This is a genomic window from Variovorax sp. MHTC-1, from assembly GCF_003984645.1.
Taxonomy (GTDB): Bacteria; Pseudomonadota; Gammaproteobacteria; order Burkholderiales; family Burkholderiaceae_C; genus Variovorax.
Window position 1 is genome coordinate 135,980 of record NZ_RWKI01000007.1, and the last position, 24,156, is coordinate 160,135.

A 24,156-nucleotide genomic window follows, 5' to 3' on the forward strand; every position below is an offset into this window, starting at 1 on the left:
ATGCGATGTCCATTCCTTCGCATCTGTCCGACTATCTCGATCAACGCGGCACACGCTACGAGATCTGTACGCATGGGCACAGCCGCAGCAGCGCGGAGACGGCCCGCAGCGCCCATGTTCCAGCGGGCCAACTGGCTAAATCGGTCATCCTCGAGGACGAAGCGGGCTGCGTGATGGCCGTCGTTCCTGCCGACAAGATGGTCATGCTGGGCGAGTTCTCGCGCATGCTCGGCCGCCACAGGCTGAGGCTGGCCGACGAAGCCCGCGTCGCGGCGCTGTTCGGGGACTGCGAACCCGGCGCGATACCTCCGATCGGCATGGCCTGGGGCATCGAAACCGTCGTCGACGACGAACTCGAAAGCAGCGACGTCGTCTACATGGAAGGCGGCGATCACGAGCGGCTGCTGCGGTTGTCGCGCGAGCAGTTCCACGAGCTGATGCGCGCTCAGCCGCACGGGAACTTCTGCAAGTCCCCGACGCAGCATTGAGGGCGACGCCGGAAGCACTGGCAACGCATGCGCGTCACGGTGCATGCGTTGTGCCGACCTTCGGGGCCAGTTCTGCCGTCAGAAAGTCGATGAAGGCCCGCACGCGCAGCGGCGTGTGGCGGCGATCGGGGTAGAGCAGCGAGATGGGGCGGGAGCGGCCGCCGGCTTCGGGCAGCAACTGCTGCAGATGCCCTAGATTCAAGTCGTCCTGCACGATGTAGCGGTAAGTCTGCAAGAGCCCGGCGCCATGGCGCGCCAGCGTCACCATGCCCATGTAGTCGTCGGCGCAGCTGTAGCTGACGGGCGTCTCGAGCTCGATGTTCTGTCCGTCGCGGCTGAAGAGCCAGGGCACCGGTTGCCCGGTGCTGGGCAGCACGAACTGGATGCACTCGTGCGCCGCCAGCGCCTCGAGCGAATCGGGCTTGCCCGCGCGAGCCAGGTAGGACGGCGCGGCCACCAGCACCAGCTCCGCATCTTCGAGCTTGCGCGCAATGAGGCCGGAGTCCGGCGGCGCGCGTCCCCGGATCGCGAGGTCGAAGCCTTCGCCGGTGAAGTCGATATTGCGGTTGCTCAGGTGCAGCTCGATCCGCACCTTCGGAAAGCGCGCCCGAAAGCGCGGCAGCAGCGGCAGCACGCGGTAGTGGCCATAGGGCGAGGCGACGCTGAGACGCAGCACCCCGGCCGGAGCCTGCTGCTCGCCGGTGAGCTGGCTCTCGGCGTCGCGCATCAGGCTCAGTGCCTGGCGGCACTGCTCGTAGTAGGCGCGGCCGCCGTCGGTCAGATGAATCCGGCGGGTGGTGCGAACGAACAGGCGCACCCCCATGCGCGTTTCCAGCCGGGCAACGGAGCGGCTCACCGCAGCCGGGCTCAGGCCGGCCGCTTGCGCCGCGGCGGTGAAGCTTTCCAGCTCGGCGGCCAGGCAGAACAGTTCCAGGCTGCCGAGCATCAGATCGTCGAATCGGCGGCTCATACTTGTTCCATGAGGTAACTTATGAAGTGACAGTCTATGTCTTCAATCGCTCCGGGTGCATCAATACCATCACGACATGCCCTCAAACCCGGCGTCACCTTCAAGCAGTCGACGCCACCACCCGGAGATATGAAATGAACCAACGCTTGCCTCGAACGGTCGTCGTCACAGGTGCCTCCAGCGGCATCGGCCTTGCCATCGCGCAGGGTTTCCTGCGCCGCGGCGACAAGGTGGTCGGAAACGCGCGCACGCTCGAACGCCTGCAGGCCACCGGCCTCGCGCAGGACTTTCCGGACCATTTCCTCGCGGTCGCCGGTGACATCGCCGATCCGGCGACCGCCAAGCGGATCGTTGCCGAGGCGGTCGCGCGTTTCGGCCATGTGGACGTGCTGGTCAACAACGCCGGCATCTTCAACGCGAAGGCTTTCGCCGAGTACACGGCAGCGGAAGTCGATGCGCTGGTCGCGACCAACCTCAAGGGCTTCTTCTACGTCTCGCAGGAAGCGGTCCGCCACATGACGCCGCGCAAGCAGGGCCACCTCGTCAACATCACGGCCAGCATCGCCTTGCAGCCGAATGCCAGCGTGCCCGCGCTGCTGCCGATCCTGGTGAAGGGCGGTCTCAACGACGCGACCCGCGCGCTGGCGCTCGAACTCGCGCCGCACAACATCCAGGTGAATGCCGTGGCGCCCGGGATCATCGACACGCCGCTCTACACGCCGGACATGCACGCCTTCCTGAACACGCTGCAGCCGGCAGGCCGGATCGGCGCGGCGGCAGATATCGTCGATGCGGTGCTGTACCTGAGCGATGCATCCTTCACGACCGGCGTCGTCCTGCCGGTGGATGGCGGCATGAGCACCGGCAAGTGGTGAAGCGAGGCCAGCCATGCCCTACGTCAACATCCAAGTGACTCGCGAAGGCGTGACCGCCGAGCAGAAAGAGCAGCTCATCGCGGGCACAACCGACCTGCTGTGGCAGGTGCTCAAGAAGCCGCCGGAACTGACCTTCGTGGTGATCGACGAGATCGACACCGACAACTGGGGTCATGGAGGGCGATCCGTGACCGCGCGGCGCCGCGAGGCCCAGCGCAAGCCGCCGGCAGCCTGATCGACCTCAGCCGGCGGCGTCCTGCGCCGCATAGTGCGCGCACAGCGTGTCGACCAGGGCCTGCGCATAGGTCGGCAGGGTGGTGCGGTCGCGAACCAGCAGGTAGCGCTCGCGCACGCACCAGGGGTCGCTGAGCTCGATCAGCGCGAGCTGCATGCTCTCGAGGTTGCGGCGCGCCGCCGATTCGGGCACCACGCCGATGCCCACGCCGCTGCCGATCATGCGGCACATGGCATCGAAGCCGCCGAGCTGGATGCGCAGCTTCTGGCTCTTGCCCAGGCTTTCGGTGATCTGCGCCAGGAAGGCATGCAGGGTGCTGCCCTGCTGCATGCCGATCGCGTCCTCGCCCAGCGTCTCGGCAAAGGCGATACGGCGGCGCCGCGCGAGGCGGTGCTTGCGCGAAGTCACGAGCACCAGGCGGTCGGTGCTGAAGTGGATCGCCTCCAGGCCCAGCGTGTCGACGCTGCCGGCGACGATGCCGATGTCGGCGCGGCCGTCGAGCACGCCGTGCGGGATCTGCGTGTTCGGTTTTTCCTGAAGGTCGATGTTGATCCGCGGGTGGCGGGCCAGGAAGCCCGGCAGGATCTCCGGCATGAAATCTGTGACCGCCGTGGTGTTGGCGAACACCCGCAGATGGCCGCGCAGGCCGCCGCCGTATTCGGCCAGTTCGGAGCGCAGCTGACCGGCCTGGTGCAGTACCAGCCGCGCGTGGTGGAGAAAGGCTTCGCCCGGCGGCAGCAGGCGCACGCCGCGCGCCTCGCGCGACAGCAGCGGCAAGCCCGCCTGCGCTTCCAGCGCCTTGATGCGCGCGCTGGCCGCCGCCAGCGACAGGTGCTGCCGCTCGGCCGCGCGCGTGAGGCTTCCGAGTTCCGCTGCCGCGACGAAAAGACGCAGGTCCGTCAGGTCGAAATGCATGGGTGCATCCTAGCCCAGCCTTCGGAAATCCTGAAGGCTCGGTCTCGAAATCGCAGATTGCGTGCCGGCGCGACCATGGCCACCATGCGGGTCAAGGCGCGGCTTGAACGCCGCTCGCGAACGGAGGCAAGGATGAGCTTTCGGCGCCGCAGTGGATCGAACGCATGACCATGACCCCGCACACCTCTTCTTCTGCAGCAATCGACGCCGAGGCGCTCGCCCGCCTGCAGGCCTGGCAAGGCCGCAGCGAGACCCTGGCCGACGAGCTCACGGCCACGCCGGTGCGCGCGCTGGCGGCCACGCTGGACCGCGACGACCCTGCCCCGGGGCAGGGCGCGCGGCTGCCCGAACTCTGGCACTGGCTCTACTTCCTGCCGCACCACCGGCAGTCCGAGATCGGGCCCGACGGCCATGCCAAGCGCGGCGGCTTCCTGCCGCCGGTGCCGCTGCCGCGCCGCATGTGGGCCGGCGGTCGATTGACGTGGGAAGCAGGCAATCCGCTCGTGGTCGGCGATGCGGTCGAGCGCACCTCGACCATCGCTTCGGTCTCGCACAAGGCAGGCCGCAGCGGCGAGCTGGTGTTCGTGCTGGTACGCCACGAGGTGCGCAATGCGCGCGGCCTCGCGCTGACCGAGGAGCACGACATCGTCTACCGCGCCGCGCCAGCGCCCGGTGAAGCCGCACTGGCGCCGACGCCGGCATCGAAGGACGCAGCCTTCAGCCGCGAGATCGTGCCTGATGACGTGCTGCTGTTCCGCTATTCGGCGCTTACCTTCAACGGCCACCGCATCCACTACGACCGGCGCTACGTGACCGAGGTCGAGGGCTACCCGGGCCTGATCGTGCACGGCCCCCTGATCGCGACGCTGCTGGTCGATCTGCTGCGGCGCGAGAAGCCCGAGGCCACGTTGTCGAAGTTCGAGTTCCGCGCGGTGCGACCCACCTTCGACACCGCTTCCTTCCGCGTGCATGGACGGCCCGAAGCCGACGGCAAGAGCTTCCGCCTGTGGGCCGAAGACGCCGACGGCTGGCTCACGATGCAAGCCACTGCCACCCTCGCCTGAGACCCCCGATGAAAACCCAGATCCCCATCCCCGATGCGCATCAAGAGATGCGCGATGCCCTGCGCGCGCTGTGCGGTAGTTTCGATTCCGCCTATTGGCAGAAGGTCGATCACGAGCGCGGCTATCCCGAAGCCTTCGTCAATGCGCTGACCGAGGCCGGCTGGCTCGCCGCGCTGATCCCCGCCGACTACGGCGGCTCCGGCCTGGGCCTGGCCGAGGCCTCGGTGATCATGGAAGAGATCAATTTCGCCGGCGGCAACGCAGGCTCCTGCCACGGCCAGATGTACAACATGGGCACGCTGCTGCGGCACGGCAGCGAGGCGCAGAAGCGCCAGTACTTGCCGAAGATCGCGACCGGCGAACTGCGCCTGCAGACCATGGCCGTGACCGAGCCCACCACCGGCACCGACACCACGCAACTCAAGACCACCGCGGTCAAGAAGGGCGACCGCTACGTGGTCAACGGCCAGAAGGTGTGGATCTCGCGCATCCAGCATTCCGACCTGATGATCCTGCTGGCGCGCACCACGCCGCTGGCCGAGGTGAAGAAGAAGTCGGAAGGCATGTCGATCTTCATCGTCGACCTGAAGCAGGCCATCGGAAATGGCATGACCGTGCGGCCGATCCTCAACATGGTGAACCACGAGACCAACGAAGTCTTCTTCGACAACCTAGAGATCCCGGCGGAGAACCTGATCGGCGAGGAGGGCAGGGGCTTCAAGTACATCCTCGACGGGCTCAATGCCGAGCGCACGCTGATCGCGGCCGAGTGCATCGGCGATGCCTGGTGGTTCATCGACCGCGCGCGCCGCTACGCCAGCGACCGGCAGGTGTTCGGCCGCGCGATCGGCCAGAACCAGGGCATCCAGTTCCCGATCGCCGACAACTACATCGAAGCCGAGGCGGCGAACCTCATGCGCTTCAAGGCTTGCGCGCTGTTCGACACCGGCCAGCCCTGCGGCGCCGAGGCGAACATGGCCAAGTACCTGGCGGCCAAGGCCTCGTGGGAGGCGGCCAACACATGCCTGCAGACCCACGGCGGCTTCGGTTTCGCCTGCGAATACGACGTCGAGCGCAAGTTCCGCGAGACGCGGCTCTACCAGGTGGCGCCGATCTCGACCAACCTCATCTATTCCTACGTGGCCGAGCACCTGCTGGGTTTGCCGCGTTCCTTCTGAACGAGGAAAAAGCCATGACGCGACCTCTCGACGGCATCACCGTCGTCTCCCTCGAACACGCGATCGCGGCGCCTTTCTGCACGCGCCAGCTGGCCGATCTCGGCGCTCGCGTGATCAAGGTGGAGCGGCCGGGCGGCGGCGATTTCGCGCGCGCATACGACCAGCGCGTCGCCGGCGAGGCCTCGCACTTCATCTGGGTCAACCGCTCGAAGGAAAGCCTCACGCTCGACCTCAAGCAGCCGGCGGCGCAGGCCGTGCTGCAGGAACTGGTCGCCAGCGCCGACGTGCTGGTGCAGAACCTCGCGCCCGGCGCCGCCGCGCGCATGGGGCTCGGCGCAGAAGTGCTGCAGGCGAAGCATCCGGCGCTGATCGTCTGCGACATCTCGGGCTACGGCGAGGACGGGCCCTACCGCGACAAGAAGGCCTACGACCTGCTGATCCAGAGCGAGGCGGGCTTCCTTTCGGTCACCGGGACCGCCGACGCGCCCTGCAAGTCGGGCAACTCGATCGCCGACATCGCGGCCGGCATGTATGCCTACACCGGCATCCTCGCGGCGCTGCTGCAGCGGGGCAAGACCGGCCGCGGCTCGCACATCGATGTCTCGATGCTGGAGTCGCTGGCCGAATGGATGGGCTACCCGATGTACTACGCCTACGACGGCGCGCCGCCGCCGCCGCGCAGCGCCGCCTCGCACGCCACGATCTACCCCTACGGCCCCTTCGCCGCGGGCGATGGCGGCACCGTGATGCTCGGCCTGCAGAACGAGCGCGAATGGCGGGCCTTCTGCGAAGGCGTGCTGATGCAGGCCAAGCTCGCGACCGATCCGCGCTTCGACAGCAACGCCAAGCGCAATGCGAACCGCGAAGTCTTGCAAACGCTGATCCTCGAAACCTTCGCCACGCTCAACACGGCACAGGTGCTCGAACGCCTCGACGCTGCGCAGATCGCCAATGCGCGCATGAACGACATGGCGGGCCTCTGGCAACACCCGCAGCTGCGCTCGCGCGAGCGCTGGCGCGAGGTCGCTTCGCCGGCCGGCGCGATTCCCGCGCTGCTGCCGCCGGGGCGTCAGAGCGCCTTCGACTACCGCATGGATGCGATTCCGGCGGTCGGTGAGCACACCGAATCCATCCTGCGCTCGCTGGGGCGCAGCGATGCGGACATTGCGGCGCTCCGTGCCGCGGAGGCGATCTGAAATGAGCACCGAATCCCTCGCACGCTTCGTCGCCGAACTGCGCTTCGGCGACATTCCGGCCCCCGTCGTTCGCCGCACCGAGGACCTGCTGGTCGACTGGTTCGGCTCCGCGATCGCGGGGCATGGCGCGCGCCCGGTCGAAACCATCGCCGCTTTCGCGCGCGAGATGGGCCCCGCGGACGGCCGCAGCGAAGTGCTGGTAGGGCGCACGCGCACGAGCCCTTACTTCGCCGCGCTGGTCAACGCCGCGGCCTCGCACGTCGCCGAGCAGGACGACGTGCACAACGGCTCGGTGTTCCATCCGGCGACGGTGGTCTTTCCGGTCGCGCTGGCCTGGGCGCAGGCGCTGGGTGCCAGCGGCGAGCGGCTGCTGGCGGCCGCGGTCGCGGGCTACGAGGTCGGCATCCGCGTCGGCGAATTCCTCGGGCGCTCGCACTACAAGATCTTTCACACCACCGGCACCGCAGGCACGCTCGCGGCGGCGGCCACGGCCGGCCATTTGCTCGGACTCGACGCCGCGCGCATGCAGCATGCCTTCGGCTCGGCCGGCACGCAGTCGGCCGGGCTCTGGGAGTTTCTGCGCACAGCCGCCGATTCGAAGCAGCTGCACACCGCGCATGCGGCCGCGGCCGGCCTGATGGCGGCGACGCTGGCGCGCGACGGCTTCACCGGCGCGCAGCAGATCCTCGAAGGCCCGCAGGGCATGGCCGCGGGCATGTCGCAGGACGCCGACCCGGCGCGGCTGGTCGACGGGCTGGGCACGCGCTGGGCGCTGGCCGAGACCTCGTTCAAGTACCACGCCTCCTGCCGCCATACGCATCCGGCGGCCGATGCGCTGCTCGAAGTCATGCGTGCGAACGGTCTGCGCGCCGCCGACCTCGCGCGCGTCACGACGCATGTACACCAGGGCGCGATCGACGTGCTGGGGCCGGTGGTCGATCCGGCCACTGTGCACCAGTCGAAGTTCTCGATGGGCACCGTGCTCGCGCTCGTGGCGCGCTTCGGGCAGGCCGGGCTGGCCGAGTTCGATGCGCATTTCCGCGATGCCGAAACAGTGGCGCTGCGCGATCGCGTGCAGATGGTGCTCGACGCCGAGGTGGACGGCGCCTATCCGAAGCGCTGGATCGGCAAGGTCACGGTGCACACGAGCGACGGCCGGGTGCTGCAGGGCCGCGTCGACGAGCCCAAGGGCGATCCCGGCAACACGCTGTCGCGCGAGGAGATCACCGCCAAGGCGCTGCGGCTCGCGGCCCACAGCGGCGGCGCGAGCGAAGCGGAGATGCACGGTGCCATCGAGCGGCTCTGGAACGTGGAGAGCGCGCCATCGGTCGGCATGCTGCTCGTGGAGGCGTCTTCGTGAACGCTGCAACCCCGCTCGGATTGGCACGCACCTTCCTCTTCGTGCCGGCCGACCGGCCCGAGCGCCATGCGCGCGCGCTGGCGTCGGGCGCCGGCGCCGTGATCGTCGATCTCGAAGACGCTGTGGCGCCGGAGCGCAAGGCGGCTGCGCGCGAGCAGCTCGCCGGCAGCCATGCGGCGCTGCCCGCGGCCGAGCGCAGCCGACTGCTGGTGCGCGTCAATCCATGCGGCACGGCGTGGCACGACGAAGACCGCGCGCTCGTGGCGCGGCTCTCCGGCCAGGGGCTCGCCGGCGTGGTGCTGCCGAAGGCCGAGCGTGCCGAAGAACTCGCCGCGCTGGCCGCTGCCGTCGGGCCGCGGGGCGTGCTCGTTCCATTGATCGAATCGGCCGCCGGGCTCGCCGCGCTCGATGCGCTCGCGAACGCAGCGCAGGTGCTTCGGCTCGCCTTCGGCCATCTGGACTTCCAAGCCGATCTGGGCCTGGCCTGCGATGCCGACGAGGCCGAACTGGTGCCGGTGCGCCTTGCGCTGGTGCTGGCCTCACGCCGCGCCGGGCTTGCGGCGCCGATCGATGGCGTGTCGCCCGACTGGCGCGATCGGGAGCGGCTGCAGCTCGATGCGGCGCGCGCGCGGCGCGGCGGCTTCGGCGCCAAGCTCTGCATCCATCCCGAGCAGGTGGGGCCGGTTCATGCGGCCCTCGGCCCGAGCGCCGAGCAGCTGGCCTGGGCGCAGCGCGTGAACGAGGCCATGCACGCCGCCGGCGGCGGCGTGATCAGCCTCGACGGCCGCATGGTCGACGCGCCGGTGCTGCGGCTCGCGCAGCGGCTGCTGGCGCTGGAAGCGCAGGCCGCGGCCTGAATCCGGTTTTGGCATCTACATCAAGGAGACGACGATATGGAATTGAAATCGAGAGTTCTGCTTTGCGCATCGCTGGCCGCGGGCCTGCTCGGAATGCAATCGCCCGCGGCGGCCCAGGCCGCGTGGCCCGACAAGCCCGTCACCATGGTGGTGCCCTATTCGGCCGGCGGCCCGACCGACGTGGTGGCCCGCATGCTCGCGATCCCCATGGGCAAGTCGCTCGGGCAGACGGTGGTGGTCGAGAACACGGTCGGCGCCGGCGGCACCATCGCGCCCGCGCGGGTCGCGAAGGCGAAGCCCGACGGCTACACCATCCTGATCCATCACATGGGCATGGCCACCGCGCCGGCGCTCTACAAGAAGCTGCCCTACGACCCGCTGAAGGACTTCGAGTACATCGGCCAGGTGATGGACGTGCCGATGACGCTGCTGTCGCGCAAGGACTTCCCGGCGAACAACTTCAAGGAATTGCTCGCCTACGTGAAGGCGAACAAGGACAAGGTCTCGCTCGCCAACGCCGGCATCGGCGCGGTCTCGCAGCTGTGCGGCCTCCTGTTCGCGAGCCAGATCGGCGTCGACCTGACGACCGTGCCCTACAAGGGCGCAGGGCCGGCGCTCAACGACCTCATGGGCGGCCAGGTCGACCTGCTGTGCGACCAGACCACGCAGACCGCGCCGGTCATCAAGGACGGCAACCGTGTCAAGGTGTTCGGCGTGACCACGCCCAAGCGCCTGGCCAGCATGCCCGAGATCCCGACGCTCGACGAGCAGGGACTCAAGGGCTTCGACGTGCGCGTGTGGCACGGCATCTACGCGCCCAAGGGCACGCCGGCCGCCGTGACGGCGAAGCTCAACGTCGCCCTGCGCGCGGCCTTGCAGGACGAGGTGGTCAAGCAGCGCCTGGCCGACCTGAGCTCGGAGATCGTGCCCATGGACAAGGTCACGCCCGAGGCGCTGCGCAGCCACCTCGCGGCCGAGACCGCCAAGTGGGGCAAGGTGATCCGCGCCGCCGGCATTCAAGGGGAATGAGAACCTTAGACCTCAATCGCCGAACTCGACGAAGACGGGCTGGTGGTCGGATGCGCGCGTGGCCAGGTCGACCTCGATGCGGCGCACACGCGACGCGAGGCCCTCGCTGACGAACACGAAGTCGTAGGTCACCGGATCGGGGCCGTGCTTGCGGTCGAACAGCCGGAAGGTGGGCGCATGGGGCGCATCGCCGTGCACCAGCGGCCAGGCGTCCTGCAGGCGCTCGCGCAGCGTCGCGTGCGCCGGATCGGATGCAGCCATGTTGAAGTCGCCGCAGAGAATGACTTCCTTCGTATGCAGCTTGGGCTGGAAGGGGCCCTCGTAGTCGGCCTTCGGCGGCGCCGCTGCCTGTTCGCAGGCCTCGGCGTGCAGGGCGACCAGCACCTTGGCCTGCGCCGTGCGCTGCATCGCCGAGTAGTACTCGAGATGCGTGGTCATCACGCGCAGGGGCCCCAGTTCGGGGCTGGTCAGCGTCAGCACCGTGCACATGCGCGGCATGCTGGTCACGTCCGGATCGGCCGGCCAGGGCAGCGGATGGTGCTGGACACGGGACACCGGCAGGCGGGTGGCGATCAGGTTGCCGAAACGCCGGCGCCGTCCTTCGCGGTCGAACTCCTCCACCGCGGCGCCGAAGAAGAGCTGGAAGCCCGGCAGCAGCGCGTGCAATTCCGCCGGCTGGTCGCCCGGGCCGCCGGGCATGGCGTCATAGCCCGAGGCGATCTCCTGCAGGCACAGGATGTCGAAGTCGGCCAGGGCGCGCGCGCCTTCGACGATGCGGCGGGTGCTCACGATGCCGTCGAGGCCGCAGCACCATTGGGTGTTCCAGGTCACGAGTTTCATGGGATGCCTTCCTTCCTTCTGCTCGAACGCGGTATATGGATGGCCTGTGACACCCCGTTGCATTGAGGGGTCAGTGTTTTCCTGACCCGGTGGCCGCGCGAAACTTCGCTACAGTGAACAGCGCCTGATCAGGCTCGTCAACATAAGGATCATCATGAGCAAAAGAGTCGCATACGTCACCGGGGGCATGGGAGGCATCGGAACAGCCATTTGCCAGCGCCTGCACAAGGATGGCTTCACGGTCATCGCCGGCTGCGGTCCCACCCGGGACTACGCCAAGTGGCTGGGCGAGCAGAAGGCCGAGGGCTATGAGTTCCACGCCTCGGTCGGCAATGTCGGCGACTGGCAGTCGACGGTCGAGGCCTTCACCAAGGCCAAGGCCGAACACGGCAGCATCGACGTGCTGGTCAACAACGCCGGCATCACGCGGGACCGCATGTTCCTCAAGATGACGCCCGAGGACTGGAGCGCGGTGATCGAGACCAACCTCAACAGCATGTTCAACGTCACCAAGCAGGTGGTTGCGGACATGGTCGAAAAAGGCTGGGGCCGCATCATCAACATCAGCTCGGTCAACGGCGCCAAGGGCCAGGCCGGCCAGACCAACTACTCGGCCGCTAAGGCCGGCATGCACGGCTTCACGATGGCGCTGGCACAGGAGCTGGCGGCCAAGGGCGTGACGGTGAACACCGTGAGCCCTGGCTACATCGGCACCGACATGGTCAAGGCGATCCGCCAGGAAGTGCTCGACAAGATCGTGGGCACGATTCCCGTCAAGCGGCTCGGCGAGCCCAGCGAGATCGCTTCCATCATCGCGTGGCTCGCGACCGACGAAGGCGGCTACTCGACGGGAGCCGACTTCTCGGTCAACGGCGGCCTTCACATGCATTGAGGCGCCGTATTTCAGCTTGCATCGAAGACCCGCCTCGGCGGGTCTTTTGCTTTCCGGCGATCAAGGCTTGCGTTCGCGTCCTACTCCGCCGATGCTCACGGCACGACAAGGTCAGCCCATGGATGCCAGTCCCACGCCACTGACGCCGGAGCGCACCGCCTGCCAGGTGCACACGGTCCGCTTCCACTTGAACGGCGTCGCGCGCACGGTGCGGCTCGAGGCCTGGACCACCCTGCTGGACCTGCTGCGCGAGCACTGCGGCCTGACCGGCACCAAGAAGGGTTGCGACCACGGCCAGTGCGGCGCCTGCACGGTGCTGGTGGACGGCCGGCGCATCAACGCCTGTCTCACGCTCGCGGTGATGCAGGAGGGCGCGACGATACAGACCATCGAGGGGCTGGCGCACGGTGACCTCCTGCATCCGCTGCAGCAGGCCTTCGTCGACCACGACGCCTTTCAGTGCGGCTACTGCACGCCGGGCCAGATCTGCTCGGCAGTCGGCCTGCTGCGCGAGGGCCATGCGCAGAACGAAGACGACGTGCGCGAACAGATGAGCGGCAACCTTTGCCGTTGCGGCGCCTATCCGAACATCGTCAAGGCGGTGGTCGAAGTGCTGGGGCATCAGCAGACCGGTGCGTGGAAGGCCGTGCGATGAATCCTTTCGAATACCACCGCGCCACCGATGCGGCCGATGCGCTGCACTCCATCGGCGGCGTGGACGGCGCGCGCTTCATCGCCGGCGGCACCAACCTGCTCGACCTCATGAAGGAAGGCGTCGCCCGGCCTGCGCGGCTGGTCGACATCACGCACCTGCCGCTGCGCGAGGTGCGCGTCACCGAAAGCGGCGGCCTCCACGTCGGCGCGCTGGTGCGCAATGCCGACCTGGCCTGGCATCCCGAGGTGCAGCGCCGCTATCCCTTGTTGTCGGAGGCACTGCTGGCCGGGGCTTCGCCGCAGCTGCGCAACATGGCGACCGTCGGCGGCAACCTGCTGCAGCGCACGCGCTGCTACTACTTCTACGACATCGCCACGCCATGCAACAAGCGCGCCCCGGGCAGCGGCTGCCCGGCGATCGAAGGGCTGAATCGCATCCACGCGATCCTCGGCACGAGCGAGCAGTGCGTTGCCGTGCATCCTTCGGACATGTGCGTCGCGCTGGCGGCGCTCGAGGCGGTGGTTCACGTGCAGGGTCCACAGGGCGAACGATCCATTGCCATGGCCGACTTCCATCGGCTGCCGGGCGATGCGCCGGAGCGCGACACCACGCTGGCTGCGGACGAACTGGTCACGGCGATCGAGCTGCCGACCCAGCCCTTCGCTCGCCATTCCTGCTATCTCAAGCTGCGCGACCGGCGTTCCTACGCCTTCGCGCTGGTGTCCGCGGCCTGTGCACTCGACATCGCGCAAGGGCGCATCCGGTCGGCGCGCATCGCGCTCGGCGGCGTGGCCCACAAGCCATGGCGCCGGCCCGGGGCCGAGGCGCTGCTGGCCGGCCAGCTGCCGGCCGTCGCTGCATTCGAGGCGGCAGCCGCCGTTCTGGTGGAGGGTGCGCGAGCGCTGGAGCACAACGGCTTCAAGATCGAACTGGCGCGCCGGACCGTCGTGCGTGCGCTGATGCAGGCGGCCGGAATGGAGGCAGCTGCGTGACGGCGCAACCCGGATTGCCCTTCGGGGCGCCGGCGGCGCGCGTCGACGCGCGGGCCAAGGTGACGGGTGCGGCCCGCTATGCAGCCGAGCATCCTGCCGAGGGCCTGCTCTACGGCGTGGTGGTGCCGAGCCCCATTGCGCGCGGCCGCATCCGCTCCATCGACAGCCGCGCGGCGCGCGCCGTGCCGGGCGTGGTGGAGGTGCTGACCCACGAGAACCGGCCGCCCATGGCCCGCTTCGACCTGCTGCACAAGGACATGGATGCGCCCGGCGGCTCGCCGTTCCGGCCGCTGCACGATGCGCAGATCCATTCCGACGCGCAGCCGGTGGCGCTGGTCGTGGCGGTGAGCTTCGAGGCCGCGCGCCATGCGGCCCGGCTGGTCGAGGTGCACTGCACCGCCGAGCGGCCGCGCAGCGACATGCAGCGGCTGGCGATCGAGGCGCGCAAGCCGAGCCGGCTCAAGTTCGGCTACCAGGTCCCGCCCAAGGTGCGCGGCGAACCGGAGGACGCGTGGGACGAAGCGCCCGTCAAGATCGAGGCGCGCTATCGCTCGCCCGCCGAGTTCCACAACCCGATCGAAATGCATGCCAGCACCGCCATCTGGGAAGGCGAGGGACAGCTCACGATCTACGACAAGACGCAGGGTGCGCAGAACAGCCGCGCCTATCTGGCGCGCGTGCTGAAGCTGCGCAAGCGCGATGTGCGCGTGCTGTGCCCCTTCGTCGGCGGGGCCTTCGGGGCGGGGCTGCGGCCCGGCTACCAGCTGGTGCTGGCCTCGATGGCGGCGTTGAAGCTCCGGCGCGCGGTGCGCGTGGTGCTCACGCGCCAGCAGATGTTCAGCTTCGGCCATCGGCCCGAGACCCTGCAGACGCTGAAGCTGGCCTGCGATACCGAAGGGCGCCTGCGCTCCGTGGTGCACGAGGCGGTGTCGGAGACTTCGCGCAAGGAAGACTATGTCGAGAACATCGTGAGCTGGACGGGCCTGCTCTACAACACGCCGAACCTGCGGCTGGCCCATCGCGTGGTCGAGCTCGACCGCTTCACGCCGACCGACATGCGCGCGCCCGGCGCGGCGCAGGGGGTCTATGCGCTCGAAAGCGCGATGGACGAATTGGCGCAGGCCGTGGGCCTGGACCCGCTGGCCTTGCGCCTGCGCAACTACGCCGAGACCGAGCCCGGAAGCGGCAAGCCCTTCTCGAGCAAGGCCCTGCGCGAATGCTATGCGCGCGGCGCGCAACGCTTCGGCTGGTCGCGGCGAGAGCCCGAGCCGCGCTCGATGCGCGATGGCCGCACGCTGATCGGCTGGGGCATGGCCACCGGCGTGTGGGAGGCGACGCAGATCCACGGCGCCGCACGCGCGGTGCTGCGGGTCGACGGCACGCTGGAAGTCGGCAGCGCCACCACCGACATCGGCACGGGCACCGGCACCGTCATGTCGCAGATCGCCGCGGCGACCTTGGGCCTGCCGCTTGCCAAGGTGGACTTCAGCCTCGGCGATTCGCGCCTGCCGATGGCGCCGGTGCAGGGCGGCTCCTTCACCGTGGCCAGCATCGGCACGGCGGTGCAGGCCGCCTGCCTCAAGATCGCGGCCAAGCTGCTGCTCATGGCGCGTGCCCAAGGCGATACGCCGCTGCGCCAGCCGCGATTGAAGGATGTCGAATTCGTCAACGGCCTGGTGCGGCTGCGTGCGGATCCCTCGCGCTCCATCAGCCTGCGGGAGTTGATGCAGCGGGCCGGCGCGGCCGAGATCGAGGGCAAGAGCCTCGCGCTGCCCAATCTCATGAAGCAGCGCAAGTACGCGCGGGCCACGCATTCGGCGGTGTTCGCCGAGGTGCGCGTGGACGAAGACTTGGGGCTGGTGCACGTCACGCGCGTCGTCAGCACCGTCGCGGCCGGGCGCATCGTCAATCCGAGAACCGCCACCAGCCAGATCGAGGGCGGCGTGGTCTGGGGCATCGGCATGGCGCTGCACGAGGAGGGCCTCGTCGACCACCGCCTGGGCCGCGTGATGAACCACAACCTGGCCGAATACCACCTGGCCGCCAATGCCGACGTCGGGGAGATCGAGGTGATCTTCGTCGACGAGCGCGACGAGGTCGTCAATCCGCTCGGCGTCAAGGGGGTAGGGGAGATCGGCATCGTGGGTGTCGCGGCGGCCGTGGGCAACGCGATCTTCCATGCGACGGGGCGCCGCGTGCACAGCCTGCCGATCACGCTCGACAAGGTGCTGGGCCTGGATTGACGGTGCGGAGGCGCGTCGGCGCCGATCTTGCAGAATGCGGCGATGCCCCACAGCGTCTCCTTGATCAACACCCTTGCGGCCGGCCTCGGCCTGGCGCTCGTACTCGGCTTTCTGGCGGCGCGGCTTCGGCTGCCGGCGCTGGTGGGCTACCTGCTCGCGGGCGTGATCCTCGGCCCCTTCACGCCGGGCTTCGTGGCGGATGCGGAGATCGCCGCGCAGCTGGCCGAGATCGGCGTGATGCTGCTGATGTTCGGCGTCGGCCTGCATTTCTCGCTCGACGATCTGCTTGCGGTGCGCAAGATCGCATTGCCCGGCGCGATCGTGCAGATGGTCGTGGCCACGCTGCTCGGCGGCGCACTGGCCACGTGGTGGGGCTGGAGCATCGGCGGCGCACTGGTGTTCGGGCTCGCCTTGTCGGTGGCGAGCACGGTGGTGCTGCTGCGCGCGCTCGAAAGCCTGGGGCTTCTGGATTCCTTCACCGGCCGCATCGCGGTCGGCTGGCTGGTGGTGGAAGACCTGGCGATGGTGCTGGTGCTCGTGCTGCTGCCGCCGCTGGCGGGCGTAATGGGCGGCACGGCGGCGCACGCCGACGCGGCGCCGGTCTGGCAGACGCTGGGCCTCACGCTGCTGCAAGTGGGCGGCTTCGTGCTCTTGATGCTGGTGGTGGGCCGGCGCGTGTTCCCGTGGATCCTGTGGCAGATCACGCGCACCGGCTCGCGCGAGCTCTTCACGCTGTGCGTGGTGGCGGCTGCGGTCAGCATCGCTTTCGCATCGGCGGCGCTATTCGGCGTGTCCTTCGCGCTCGGCGCCTTCTTTGCCGGCATGGTGATGCGCGAGTCCGAGTTCAGCCATCGGGCCGCCCAGGAATCGCTGCCGCTGCGCGACGCCTTCGCCGTGCTGTTCTTCGTCTCGGTCGGCATGCTGTTCAATCCGGCCGTGCTGATCGAACGCCCGCTGCAGGTGCTCGCCGTGGTGGGGGTGATCGTGGTGGGCAAGTCCGTGGCGGCCTGCGTCCTGGTGCTGCTGTTCCGTTATCCGCTGAGCACGGCGCTCACCGTGAGCGCGAGCCTGGCGCAGATCGGCGAGTTCTCGTTCATCCTGGCCGCGCTGGGCGTCTCGCTCGGACTGCTGTCGGCCGAGGGCCAGAGCCTGCTGCTGGCCGGCGCGCTGATTTCCATCGCCACCAACCCGTTGTGGTTCAGCCTGATCGGGCCGCTGCAGAAATGGCTGTATGCGCGTTCCTCCATTGCGCGCAGCCTGTCGCTGCGCGACGACCCGCTGGCCGAGCTGCCCGTGAGCACCGAGGCGAGGTACCTGTCGCGGCAGGTGGTGCTGGTCGGCTACGGCCGGGTGGGGCGGCGCATCGCCGCTGAGCTGGCGGCCCACGATGTTGCCTTCGTGGTGGCGGAGCAGAACCGCGAGCTGGTGGAGAAGCTGCGCGCCGAGGGGATGGCGGCTGTCTGGGGCGATGCGGCCGACCCTGCGGTGCTGATCCAGGCGCATGTGGCGCGGGCCAGCGTGCTCGTCGTCGCCGTCGCCGATGCGATGAACGTGCGGCAGATGATCGAGACCGCACGCACGCTCAATCCTGCGATCGAGACCGTGATCCGCAGCCATAACGAGGACGAGGCGCGCCTGCTCGCGCAGGAAGTGGAAGCCACCGTGTTTCTGGGCGAGCACGAGCTGGCGCAGTCGATGGCGCGCGCAGTGCTCAGTCGCGCCGCGCCGGCCTGAGGCCCTTCAGAGATCTTCGATCACCAGCCTGCAGTAGCGCTCGGCGATCGAATAGGGCACCGTGCGCACCACTTCCATCAAGCGCTCGGCCGCGGCCCTGTTCTCGGTCTTCACCAGAAGGCCTGTATGGCCGTCGCGCGCGAGCTTGGTGTAGGCACGCACGGTGGCGCCGTCGGTGCCGGCCGAGGGCAGCGGATTGTCCGCATCCCTGACCGTGGGCGAGATTTGGGCCAGCAGGGTCTTGGGAGGGATCAGGTAGACCTCGTCGCCGCTGAAGCCGTTGTCGATCAACTGGTGCCCGACGCGGCTGGCGTCCTCGGCATTCGGAAACATCACCATGGAATGGCCGGTGGGATAGAAGGCGCCCCCGAAGGCGGCGACCATGTGGGGGTCGAGGGTGAAATGCTTCATTTCTCCTCCTTGTCACGGCGGTGTTGTTGAAGGTGCATTCAGCTTAGACATGGCCGCACTCGGGCGCTGTAGGAAAAGCTTGCTAGGTGCAAATTACCCACATTCAGCCTATTGGAGGTATTCGAGACTCGCCATTCCAATTACTGTTCGACACATTTGAGACGAAACGTGATATTTTGGCTAGGAGTTGTAACGCGCGTTGAATAGGATCGACGAGTTCACTCGATGACCGTTGCCTAAGCACATGTCGCAATTGCGAAATATCGCGCTCACCGTACACGAACTCGAAGAGGGCGAGTTCTATTGGGTATTGATGGAGGGCACCGACTACGCCATGGAAGATGCCCTTCCATACCTGCCTCTCGAGGCCGCGAGCGATCCGCAAACGACCTATGCCAATGCATTGGTGGCAGGGATCGCGGCGATAAGGAAATTGTTCGGCAAGGACGGGCCGCTCGCCTGAGGCGACGCAGCCGGACGCGGGGGAAAGCATGCGGAAATTCGGAGCGGCGGTTGCCGCCGTCACTGTCGGTCTGGTGGTCGTCGGCTGGTTCAACCGTCCTGCGACCTCGACCGAATGGGCGGCCTGGATCCAGACCTTGGGCGTGCTGGCAGCGATCCTGTGGGCGCTCCGGCTGCAAGCCCTCGCCTCGACGCAGAGCCTGCGGCAGGCCGGGCAGGTGGCGGCGATCTTCGCGACCAATATGCACTGGGTCTTCCGCGAGCTGAACGACGCTTGCGGCAAGCGCAGCTGGCCCGACTACACGGTGCATCGCCGCATCCTCGATGAAATCCTGGCGCAGGGCCGCGAAGTGACGCTGCAATTGCTCGATGGGCGCTCGCTCGCGATGGTGAGCAGCTTGCGCGCGATCGCGGTGGAGGCGCTCGAGATGACCGCGCCGCACACCGAGGGCGGCAACTGGTCTCACCTGCAGCTCTATTTCGACAAGCGCCTGCCCAGCATCGCGGCGTGGCTGTCGGCAACCGGTCATCCACCCGAGAGCAGTGGGCCGACCGACTATGTGGGGCTTCGCACCTCTTACGGGCAGCTCGGAGGCCGCTGAAGTAGAAAGAAGTGCCGTCCGCTCAGGACGTGACCTGCTCGCTCATCGAAGGCCACCAACGGCGCCACCACGGCCGCTTCGGTTCGGGCGCGGCGGCCGCGCTGGCCATCAGCTCGGCTGCCATCGAAGCGCGCACACGTTCGCGCAAAGCGGTTTCATAGGCGTGCGCGGGCGCTCGAGCGTTGCGATCTCCACGCAATGCCAGGCGCCGCCAGGCATGGGCGTGTTCAGCGAGCTCCGCATCGCTCAGGTCGTCGGGGTGGGGCAATTGCTGCGTCATGCTGACGAGATTGTGCCGCGCTCCCGGACGCCCGGCATTCTTTCAGCGACGTCCAGTGGTCTCCGGCCAACGCTGCATGAAAAAACCGGGCTCATGGCCCGGTCTGTCGTCTCGAGCGCAGCGGATTACAGCGCGAGCTGGTCGATGCCGCGCGCCGCGGCGCGGGCTTCGGCGCGCACCGTGGCGCGGTCGACGGTGCTCGCGAGCACCGGCGCTGCGCCTTGCGCATAACCTTCCGCGTACGGGTTGGCGCTGTGGGCGGCAGCGACGGCTTCGGCACGCACGCCGGCGCGGTCGGTGGAGGCGGTCAAGGCCGGAGCGACGCGCGACGAAACGCCTTCGGCATAGGGGTTGGCACTGTGGGCGGCCGCGACTGCCTGGGCATTCACTTCGGCGCGGCTATTGGCCGACACCCGCGAGTGCACGCCGTCATAGGTTTCGGCTTGGGCGCCGGCAGCGGCGAGAAGCGAAAGAGCGGCTGCGGCAATGATCTTCGAGGTCTTCATTTCAATTTCCTTCAATGGTTTGGATGATGATTTCGAACCGGTCTTGGGTGGGGCGCCGTCCCTTCGGGGGCGGCCACCTCGCTCGGTGCCCTGTTCATCCAGAACAGTGAATGGCTGCTCTGTGGGATGAAGTTTGCGCCCGAAATCTAAGTAGAAACCCTGCAGAATGGAATTGCGGTGTTTTCGTTCCGGCAACAATCCGGGCACGACACCCGGTCCGGATCGGGCAATGGGACCCGGAGAAGGCTGCGCGGAAGGACGAAAGAAGGCCTCAGCGCTTGTCGGGTGACTGGCTCGCGGAGACTTTGCGTCCGAGCAGTCGGGTCAGCGCATCCAGCTCGCGGGCGAGCCGTATCGCTTCTGCGCGCGCGCTTTCGTCACCCTGCTTCATGTGCAGCAGGTGCTGCTCGTAGGCGTCCGAGAGTTGCGTCCATCGCTCGAAGGATATGTCGATGGGCGTCATCGAATCCTGCATGGCTGCCTCCATTTCATAGCGCTCGGGCCATTTCGATGGTTATCTCCTCCTGCTCCCCCGAAAGACTACACAAAGCGCCGCACCCTTTCCACGGCAGGGGCGCGCATTGCCCCTGTGCATTCGGCACTACTTCATGCTTTTGCCGCTTCGCAACTCGTGAAATGGATCACGAAAGAAGTTAACCTGTAAGTACTACATGTAATTACAATTCGCTACATGGACATACGCCCCGAGACAAACCACGGTCGGTCTCTTCGCCGTGCCGGCCTGGCAGCACATGTCCTATAGCGTGCTCCAGCGCGTGGCCAAGGGTCCGCTGCCGATGGTCTTCACCTCGGCAGAGGACATCGAGGCCCTGCGCATCCTGAAGGACGGCGGCTGGGTCAAGGTCTCGTTCTCGGCCCCGCCGGGGCGGCCGGGGACGGCCACCGTGACGGAACTGACCGCTCTGGGCCGTTTTGCGATGCAGTTCGTGCAACCCGACAAGGACAAGCCATGAGAGTCATTGTCTGCATACTGGCCGGCATCTCGGTCTTTGCCGCTTGCGTCGGCGGGTGGTGGTTCTACTGGCCGATCTGGCAGGTCCAGTCACAGGTGAAGACCAAGCTGCCGGAAAGCCGTTTCGCCGTGTTCTCCGGCGTGACCTACAACAAGAATACGGGCACGGGCTGCGGCTACGTGCATGCCGACGATCGCAGCGGCCGCTTGTCCGGGCGGACGCATTTCATCCTGTTGCCGGACGGTGACGTGAAGTTCGACCCCAAGGACCCGATTCGCGGAAACACGCTGGAGCAGCTCGAGAGCCTTCGCAAGCACGCGGACTATCTGGCGCTGGTCTACGACCGTTGCGCGCCGCCGGCCTGAGATTTCGCGCAGTCGCCTCAGGCGCCGCTTGCCGCGACCCTCGGCGCAGGCTCGGCCTGGTTGTCGACGCACTTCGGCTCGACGAACTGGGACGCCTGGCGCAGCGCTTCGCGCAGCTGCTCGAGGCTGAAGGGCTTGCACAGCCAGACGGCGCCGTGCAGAGGGCGATCCGGCGCCTTGCTGCCCGTGGCAAAAATGATCGGCAGCTTGCAGCGGGCCTGCAGCTTGCCGGCTAATTCCAAGCCCGACAAGGCCGGCAGGCCGACGTCGACCATCAGCACGTCGAAAGCGCCTTCGAAGAAGCGGACGAGGGCGCCTTCGGCGCTTCGGACACCGGTCGCCCAGTGGCCCAGAAGCTCCAGTGCTTCGAGCGCGGCTTCCAGCACATCCGGATCGTCTTCGACCACCAGCACCCGCAAGCTGCAAGCGTTCGACGGGCATGCTGTTGAGGAGGCCATCTGCGATCTCTCCGGACGTTGGGATCGGGAGCATCGGCTTGCGCCAACCGGTCGGGTGTAGGAACGAGCCGCATTCAGTTGCCCGCTTCATCTAGCTGCGGATACAGGGCGAAACACGTGCGCGAGTTCGTAGGGCGGCGTGGACTCCAGCTGGTCGTAGCGGCACGCGCGCGGCGGCTTGTCGAAGCGCCAGCGCAGGAACATGGTGGCGTGTCGGAAGCGGTCGCGTTGCAGATGGTCGTACTTGATTTCGCACACGCGCTCGATGCGCAGCGGCTCCCATGAGAGATTCTTGCCCGCGCTCCAGCGGCTTCGCGCGCCGGGCATGCGCTGCGCATCGTTCTGCCCCTCGGCGTGCTCCCATCCGGCCCAGGGATGACCGTCGAGCGCGTGCTCGCGCAGCGGCTCGAGTTCGCGCGCGAGCGTTTTCCGCGTTGCCATGTCGAAGGACGAAGTCATGCCCACGTGGTGCAGAACGTCGCGTTCGTCGTAGAGGCCCAGCAGCAGCGAACCCACGGCGTCACGCCCGCTCTTGTGCCATCGAAAGCCTGCCACCACGCAGTCGGCGGTGCGTACATGCTTCACTTTCAGCATCGCGCGCTTGCCTGGAAGGTAGGGCTGGTCGATCGGCTTGGCGATCACGCCGTCGAGCCCGGCACCTTCGAAATCCTGCAGCCATCGCAGCGCGAGGCTTCGGTCGATGGTCATGGGCGTCAGATGCAGCGGCGGCTCGGCCGTCGCCAGCAGAGCCTCGAGCAGCAGGCGGCGCTCGCCCTGCGGATGCGACATGAGCTCGCGCCCCTCTAGCGCCAGCAGATCGAAGGCGACGAAGGAGGCCGGCGTTTCATTTGCCAAGCGCGCGATCCTCGATGCGGCCGGGTGCACGCGCTGTTGAAGCGCATCGAAGTCCAGCCCGCCCGGCGTGGCGATGACGATCTCGCCGTCGAGCATGCAGCCCGTGGGCAAGTGCTCGAGGAACACCTCGTGCAGATCGGGAAAGTAGCGATCGAGGGACTTGCCGTCGCGGCTCTGGATCAGGACCTCGCGCGCATTTCGGAAGATGAGCGCGCGGAACCCGTCCCACTTGGGTTCGAACAGGAAGTCGCCGCCGGCTGGCAGCTCTTGCGCCACCTTGGCGAGCATGGGCTCGATCGGGCACGGCAGCAGGTCGGTGGAAGCCATGATCGCAGCACAGCATGTTCTCCGACGCCGCCGGTGACGGCTTGCACGTCATGATGCTGACGTCATTTTTCCCGTAATGCATGCGCCATGAAGATCGCGACCTTCAACGTCAACGGTGTCAACAGCCGGCTCCCGCGCCTGCTCGAATGGCTGGCCGAGTCGAAGCCGGACGTGGCCTGCCTGCAGGAACTCAAGTCGCCCGACCGAACTTTTCCGGCGGCTGCGATTCGCGAAGCCGGCTACGGCGTGGTGTTCCATGGCCAGAGCTCGTGGAACGGCGTGGCGATCCTTGCACGCGGCAGGGAACCGATCGAAACGGGCCGCGGCCTGGACGGCAACTCCGAAGACAGCCAGAGCCGCTATCTCGAAGCCGTGGTCGGCGGGATCGTCGTCGGCTGTCTCTACCTGCCCAACGGCAATCCGCAGCCGGGCCCCAAGTTCGACTACAAGCTCGAATGGTTCGCGCGCCTCGAGGCCCATGCGCGCAAGCTCTACGACTGCGGGCTCCCGGTGGTGCTGGCGGGCGACTTCAACGTGGTGCCGACGGACGCCGACATCTACAACCCAGCGTCGTGGCGCGACGATGCGCTGCTGCAGCCGGAGGCCCGCGCCGCCTTCGCGCGCGTCTTGGAGCAGGGCTGGGCCGACGCCATCCGCGCGCGACATCCGAACGAGGCGATCTACACCTACTGGGACTACTGGCGCAACCGCTGGCCGCGCAACGCGGGCCTGCGCATCGACCACCTGCTGCTGAACGCCGAGCTTGCGCCACTGCTGATCGATGCGAACGTGGACCGCGAGGTGCGCGGCCGGCCGGGCGCAAGCGACCATGCGCCGGTCTGGATCACGCTCGACCTGCCCCAAGTTCTGAACTGATCCGCTGGAACCCCTCATGAAACTGCTCTCGCGCCTCTATGCCACGGTCCATGCCTTCATGGCCTTGCTGTTCGCCTGCGCAGCGCTGGCGCTCATCGCCATCTCCGGTCGTGCCGGCTGGCTTGCGATCCGCGGCGGCTTCGACCGGGCCGCGGCGGAGGCGATCATCGAAGCCGTCGGGCTGCTGGCGGCCGGGGTGGTTGCGCTGCAGATCTCGCAGACCATTGCCGAGGAAGAGGTCATCCGCGATGCGCAGATCGGCGCGCCGACCCGCGTGCGCCGCTTCCTCTCGCGCTTCATGGTGGTCATCGTGGTGGCGGTCGCCGTCGAAGGACTGGTCGCCACCTTCAGGGCGCACGACGATCCGGCGCAACTGCTCTATGCCGCGGGCATCCTGAGCGCCATTGCGCTCCTGCGCGTCGGCTGGGGCACGTTCGTCCGCCTCAACCGCTATGCCGAAGAGCTGGAACCCGAGGCAATGGCCGAGGCCAAGCGCGAAGACAAGAAGCTGAAGTGA

The 24,156-nt window shown here is 67.7% G+C and carries 29 protein-coding genes; 20 read left to right on the top strand and 9 right to left on the bottom strand.

The window, feature by feature from the left end; translation table 11 throughout:
* Positions 1–5: 5 nt before the first annotated feature.
* Complete coding sequence (locus EJI01_RS14310) at positions 6–488, top strand: aminoacyl-tRNA deacylase (protein ID WP_126837816.1); 483 nt, start codon at positions 6–8, stop codon at positions 486–488.
* Positions 489–522: 34 nt separating this feature from the next.
* Here the strand turns inward: EJI01_RS14310 and EJI01_RS14315 are convergent, their stop codons facing one another.
* Positions 523–1,458 carry a LysR family transcriptional regulator gene (locus tag EJI01_RS14315; protein WP_126837817.1) on the bottom strand — a complete coding sequence of 312 codons (936 nt, stop codon included), beginning with the start codon at positions 1,456–1,458 and terminating at the stop codon, positions 523–525.
* Positions 1,459–1,592: 134 nt separating this feature from the next.
* On the opposite strand from EJI01_RS14315, the gene EJI01_RS14320 reads away from it, so the two are divergent.
* Entirely contained in the window at positions 1,593–2,333 is a 741-nt protein-coding gene (locus EJI01_RS14320; RefSeq protein ID WP_126837818.1) for an SDR family NAD(P)-dependent oxidoreductase, read from the top strand.
* Positions 2,334–2,346: 13 nt separating this feature from the next.
* Positions 2,347–2,568, top strand: coding sequence for a tautomerase family protein (locus EJI01_RS14325; RefSeq protein ID WP_126837819.1), 222 nt, complete (start codon positions 2,347–2,349; stop codon positions 2,566–2,568).
* Between the two features lie 6 nt (positions 2,569–2,574).
* On the opposite strand, the gene EJI01_RS14330 is transcribed toward EJI01_RS14325, so the two are convergent.
* The gene (locus EJI01_RS14330) at positions 2,575–3,483 is read right to left on the bottom strand and encodes a LysR substrate-binding domain-containing protein (RefSeq protein ID WP_126837820.1); all 909 of its coding nucleotides are present in this window, start codon (positions 3,481–3,483) and stop codon (positions 2,575–2,577) included.
* 164 nt (positions 3,484–3,647) lie between these two features.
* Between EJI01_RS14330 and EJI01_RS14335 the strand changes: the two genes are divergently transcribed.
* The 6 genes from EJI01_RS14335 (at position 3,648) to EJI01_RS14360 (ending at position 10,167) form a co-directional block, all read left to right on the top strand.
* The gene (locus tag EJI01_RS14335; RefSeq protein ID WP_126837821.1) at positions 3,648–4,547 is read left to right on the top strand and encodes a MaoC family dehydratase N-terminal domain-containing protein; all 900 of its coding nucleotides are present in this window, start codon (positions 3,648–3,650) and stop codon (positions 4,545–4,547) included.
* A gap of 8 nt (positions 4,548–4,555) precedes the next feature.
* Entirely contained in the window at positions 4,556–5,725 is a 1,170-nt protein-coding gene (locus EJI01_RS14340) for an acyl-CoA dehydrogenase family protein (RefSeq protein ID WP_126837822.1), read from the top strand.
* Between the two features lie 14 nt (positions 5,726–5,739).
* Positions 5,740–6,921: a CaiB/BaiF CoA transferase family protein gene (locus tag EJI01_RS14345; RefSeq protein ID WP_126837823.1), complete on the top strand. Its 1,182-nt coding sequence runs from the start codon at positions 5,740–5,742 to the stop codon at positions 6,919–6,921.
* Between the two features lies 1 nt (position 6,922).
* The gene (locus EJI01_RS14350; RefSeq protein ID WP_185878922.1) at positions 6,923–8,281 is read left to right on the top strand and encodes an MmgE/PrpD family protein; all 1,359 of its coding nucleotides are present in this window, start codon (positions 6,923–6,925) and stop codon (positions 8,279–8,281) included.
* Complete coding sequence (locus EJI01_RS14355; RefSeq protein WP_126837825.1) at positions 8,278–9,138, top strand: HpcH/HpaI aldolase/citrate lyase family protein; 861 nt, start codon at positions 8,278–8,280, stop codon at positions 9,136–9,138. The genes EJI01_RS14350 and EJI01_RS14355 overlap by 4 nt, the downstream gene beginning before the upstream one ends.
* A gap of 93 nt (positions 9,139–9,231) precedes the next feature.
* Positions 9,232–10,167, top strand: coding sequence for a tripartite tricarboxylate transporter substrate-binding protein (locus tag EJI01_RS14360; RefSeq protein WP_260602465.1), 936 nt, complete (start codon positions 9,232–9,234; stop codon positions 10,165–10,167).
* 12 nt (positions 10,168–10,179) lie between these two features.
* Here the strand turns inward: EJI01_RS14360 and EJI01_RS14365 are convergent, their stop codons facing one another.
* Positions 10,180–11,007 carry an endonuclease/exonuclease/phosphatase family protein gene (locus EJI01_RS14365; RefSeq protein WP_126837827.1) on the bottom strand — a complete coding sequence of 276 codons (828 nt, stop codon included), beginning with the start codon at positions 11,005–11,007 and terminating at the stop codon, positions 10,180–10,182.
* A gap of 154 nt (positions 11,008–11,161) precedes the next feature.
* On the opposite strand from EJI01_RS14365, the gene phbB reads away from it, so the two are divergent.
* From phbB to ybaL, 5 genes are all read left to right on the top strand, one after another.
* Positions 11,162–11,899 (top strand): acetoacetyl-CoA reductase, encoded by a 738-nt coding sequence (gene phbB / locus EJI01_RS14370; RefSeq protein ID WP_126837828.1) that lies wholly within the window; start codon positions 11,162–11,164, stop codon positions 11,897–11,899.
* Positions 11,900–12,017: 118 nt separating this feature from the next.
* Positions 12,018–12,554, top strand: a complete 537-nt coding sequence (locus tag EJI01_RS14375; RefSeq protein WP_126837829.1) for a (2Fe-2S)-binding protein — start codon at positions 12,018–12,020, stop codon at positions 12,552–12,554.
* Positions 12,551–13,546, top strand: a complete 996-nt coding sequence (locus EJI01_RS14380) for an FAD binding domain-containing protein (RefSeq protein WP_126837830.1) — start codon at positions 12,551–12,553, stop codon at positions 13,544–13,546. The genes EJI01_RS14375 and EJI01_RS14380 overlap by 4 nt, the downstream gene beginning before the upstream one ends.
* The gene (locus tag EJI01_RS14385; protein WP_126837831.1) at positions 13,543–15,789 is read left to right on the top strand and encodes a xanthine dehydrogenase family protein molybdopterin-binding subunit; all 2,247 of its coding nucleotides are present in this window, start codon (positions 13,543–13,545) and stop codon (positions 15,787–15,789) included. The genes EJI01_RS14380 and EJI01_RS14385 overlap by 4 nt, the downstream gene beginning before the upstream one ends.
* A gap of 42 nt (positions 15,790–15,831) precedes the next feature.
* A complete protein-coding gene (gene ybaL, locus EJI01_RS14390) occupies positions 15,832–17,523 on the top strand; it encodes a YbaL family putative K(+) efflux transporter (protein ID WP_126837832.1) in 1,692 nt (563 codons plus the stop codon).
* Between the two features lie 6 nt (positions 17,524–17,529).
* Here ybaL and EJI01_RS14395 read toward each other — a convergent pair whose 3' ends face one another.
* Positions 17,530–17,934: a hypothetical protein gene (locus EJI01_RS14395; protein ID WP_126837833.1), complete on the bottom strand. Its 405-nt coding sequence runs from the start codon at positions 17,932–17,934 to the stop codon at positions 17,530–17,532.
* A 244-nt stretch (positions 17,935–18,178) separates the two neighbouring features.
* Here EJI01_RS14395 and EJI01_RS14400 point away from each other — a divergent pair, with 244 nt between their 5' ends.
* Together EJI01_RS14400 and EJI01_RS14405 are read left to right on the top strand one after the other, a co-directional pair.
* Complete coding sequence (locus EJI01_RS14400; protein WP_126837834.1) at positions 18,179–18,397, top strand: hypothetical protein; 219 nt, start codon at positions 18,179–18,181, stop codon at positions 18,395–18,397.
* A 28-nt stretch (positions 18,398–18,425) separates the two neighbouring features.
* Positions 18,426–18,998: a hypothetical protein gene (locus EJI01_RS14405; RefSeq protein ID WP_126837835.1), complete on the top strand. Its 573-nt coding sequence runs from the start codon at positions 18,426–18,428 to the stop codon at positions 18,996–18,998.
* Between the two features lie 22 nt (positions 18,999–19,020).
* Here EJI01_RS14405 and EJI01_RS14410 read toward each other — a convergent pair whose 3' ends face one another.
* From EJI01_RS14410 to EJI01_RS14420, 3 genes are all read right to left on the bottom strand, one after another.
* Positions 19,021–19,278 (bottom strand): hypothetical protein, encoded by a 258-nt coding sequence (locus EJI01_RS14410; protein WP_126837836.1) that lies wholly within the window; start codon positions 19,276–19,278, stop codon positions 19,021–19,023.
* Between the two features lie 125 nt (positions 19,279–19,403).
* Complete coding sequence (locus tag EJI01_RS14415) at positions 19,404–19,784, bottom strand: helicase SNF2 (protein ID WP_126837837.1); 381 nt, start codon at positions 19,782–19,784, stop codon at positions 19,404–19,406.
* 271 nt (positions 19,785–20,055) lie between these two features.
* Positions 20,056–20,247: a hypothetical protein gene (locus EJI01_RS14420; RefSeq protein ID WP_148112365.1), complete on the bottom strand. Its 192-nt coding sequence runs from the start codon at positions 20,245–20,247 to the stop codon at positions 20,056–20,058.
* Between the two features lie 289 nt (positions 20,248–20,536).
* On the opposite strand from EJI01_RS14420, the gene EJI01_RS14425 reads away from it, so the two are divergent.
* Positions 20,537–20,758: a hypothetical protein gene (locus tag EJI01_RS14425; RefSeq protein ID WP_126837839.1), complete on the top strand. Its 222-nt coding sequence runs from the start codon at positions 20,537–20,539 to the stop codon at positions 20,756–20,758.
* Complete coding sequence (locus tag EJI01_RS14430; protein ID WP_126837840.1) at positions 20,755–21,123, top strand: hypothetical protein; 369 nt, start codon at positions 20,755–20,757, stop codon at positions 21,121–21,123. Before EJI01_RS14425 ends, EJI01_RS14430 begins: the two co-directional genes overlap by 4 nt.
* A gap of 17 nt (positions 21,124–21,140) precedes the next feature.
* Here EJI01_RS14430 and EJI01_RS14435 read toward each other — a convergent pair whose 3' ends face one another.
* Together EJI01_RS14435 and EJI01_RS14440 are read right to left on the bottom strand one after the other, a co-directional pair.
* Positions 21,141–21,581: a response regulator transcription factor gene (locus tag EJI01_RS14435; RefSeq protein ID WP_126837841.1), complete on the bottom strand. Its 441-nt coding sequence runs from the start codon at positions 21,579–21,581 to the stop codon at positions 21,141–21,143.
* Between the two features lie 87 nt (positions 21,582–21,668).
* Complete coding sequence (locus EJI01_RS14440) at positions 21,669–22,763, bottom strand: ATP-dependent DNA ligase (protein WP_126837842.1); 1,095 nt, start codon at positions 22,761–22,763, stop codon at positions 21,669–21,671.
* Positions 22,764–22,850: 87 nt separating this feature from the next.
* Here EJI01_RS14440 and EJI01_RS14445 point away from each other — a divergent pair, with 87 nt between their 5' ends.
* Both EJI01_RS14445 and EJI01_RS14450 read left to right on the top strand, forming a co-directional pair.
* On the top strand, positions 22,851–23,639 hold the full coding sequence (locus EJI01_RS14445; protein WP_126837843.1) for an exodeoxyribonuclease III: 789 nt from the start codon (positions 22,851–22,853) through the stop codon (positions 23,637–23,639).
* Between the two features lie 16 nt (positions 23,640–23,655).
* Positions 23,656–24,156, top strand: a complete 501-nt coding sequence (locus EJI01_RS14450; RefSeq protein WP_126837844.1) for a hypothetical protein — start codon at positions 23,656–23,658, stop codon at positions 24,154–24,156.

Coding starts and splice junctions, on each gene's coding strand:
- EJI01_RS14310 (WP_126837816.1), top strand. CDS start 6: ATGTCCATTCCTTCGCATCTGTCCGACTATCTCGATCAACGCGGCACA.
- EJI01_RS14315 (WP_126837817.1), bottom strand. CDS start 1,458: ATGAGCCGCCGATTCGACGATCTGATGCTCGGCAGCCTGGAACTGTTC.
- EJI01_RS14320 (WP_126837818.1), top strand. CDS start 1,593: ATGAACCAACGCTTGCCTCGAACGGTCGTCGTCACAGGTGCCTCCAGC.
- EJI01_RS14325 (WP_126837819.1), top strand. CDS start 2,347: ATGCCCTACGTCAACATCCAAGTGACTCGCGAAGGCGTGACCGCCGAG.
- EJI01_RS14330 (WP_126837820.1), bottom strand. CDS start 3,483: ATGCATTTCGACCTGACGGACCTGCGTCTTTTCGTCGCGGCAGCGGAA.
- EJI01_RS14335 (WP_126837821.1), top strand. CDS start 3,648: ATGACCATGACCCCGCACACCTCTTCTTCTGCAGCAATCGACGCCGAG.
- EJI01_RS14340 (WP_126837822.1), top strand. CDS start 4,556: ATGAAAACCCAGATCCCCATCCCCGATGCGCATCAAGAGATGCGCGAT.
- EJI01_RS14345 (WP_126837823.1), top strand. CDS start 5,740: ATGACGCGACCTCTCGACGGCATCACCGTCGTCTCCCTCGAACACGCG.
- EJI01_RS14350 (WP_185878922.1), top strand. CDS start 6,923: ATGAGCACCGAATCCCTCGCACGCTTCGTCGCCGAACTGCGCTTCGGC.
- EJI01_RS14360 (WP_260602465.1), top strand. CDS start 9,232: ATGCAATCGCCCGCGGCGGCCCAGGCCGCGTGGCCCGACAAGCCCGTC.
- EJI01_RS14365 (WP_126837827.1), bottom strand. CDS start 11,007: ATGAAACTCGTGACCTGGAACACCCAATGGTGCTGCGGCCTCGACGGC.
- phbB (WP_126837828.1), top strand. CDS start 11,162: ATGAGCAAAAGAGTCGCATACGTCACCGGGGGCATGGGAGGCATCGGA.
- EJI01_RS14375 (WP_126837829.1), top strand. CDS start 12,018: ATGGATGCCAGTCCCACGCCACTGACGCCGGAGCGCACCGCCTGCCAG.
- EJI01_RS14380 (WP_126837830.1), top strand. CDS start 12,551: ATGAATCCTTTCGAATACCACCGCGCCACCGATGCGGCCGATGCGCTG.
- ybaL (WP_126837832.1), top strand. CDS start 15,832: ATGCCCCACAGCGTCTCCTTGATCAACACCCTTGCGGCCGGCCTCGGC.
- EJI01_RS14395 (WP_126837833.1), bottom strand. CDS start 17,934: ATGAAGCATTTCACCCTCGACCCCCACATGGTCGCCGCCTTCGGGGGC.
- EJI01_RS14400 (WP_126837834.1), top strand. CDS start 18,179: ATGTCGCAATTGCGAAATATCGCGCTCACCGTACACGAACTCGAAGAG.
- EJI01_RS14405 (WP_126837835.1), top strand. CDS start 18,426: ATGCGGAAATTCGGAGCGGCGGTTGCCGCCGTCACTGTCGGTCTGGTG.
- EJI01_RS14410 (WP_126837836.1), bottom strand. CDS start 19,278: ATGACGCAGCAATTGCCCCACCCCGACGACCTGAGCGATGCGGAGCTC.
- EJI01_RS14415 (WP_126837837.1), bottom strand. CDS start 19,784: ATGAAGACCTCGAAGATCATTGCCGCAGCCGCTCTTTCGCTTCTCGCC.
- EJI01_RS14420 (WP_148112365.1), bottom strand. CDS start 20,247: ATGACGCCCATCGACATATCCTTCGAGCGATGGACGCAACTCTCGGAC.
- EJI01_RS14425 (WP_126837839.1), top strand. CDS start 20,537: ATGTCCTATAGCGTGCTCCAGCGCGTGGCCAAGGGTCCGCTGCCGATG.
- EJI01_RS14430 (WP_126837840.1), top strand. CDS start 20,755: ATGAGAGTCATTGTCTGCATACTGGCCGGCATCTCGGTCTTTGCCGCT.
- EJI01_RS14435 (WP_126837841.1), bottom strand. CDS start 21,581: ATGGCCTCCTCAACAGCATGCCCGTCGAACGCTTGCAGCTTGCGGGTG.
- EJI01_RS14440 (WP_126837842.1), bottom strand. CDS start 22,763: ATGGCTTCCACCGACCTGCTGCCGTGCCCGATCGAGCCCATGCTCGCC.
- EJI01_RS14445 (WP_126837843.1), top strand. CDS start 22,851: ATGAAGATCGCGACCTTCAACGTCAACGGTGTCAACAGCCGGCTCCCG.
- EJI01_RS14450 (WP_126837844.1), top strand. CDS start 23,656: ATGAAACTGCTCTCGCGCCTCTATGCCACGGTCCATGCCTTCATGGCC.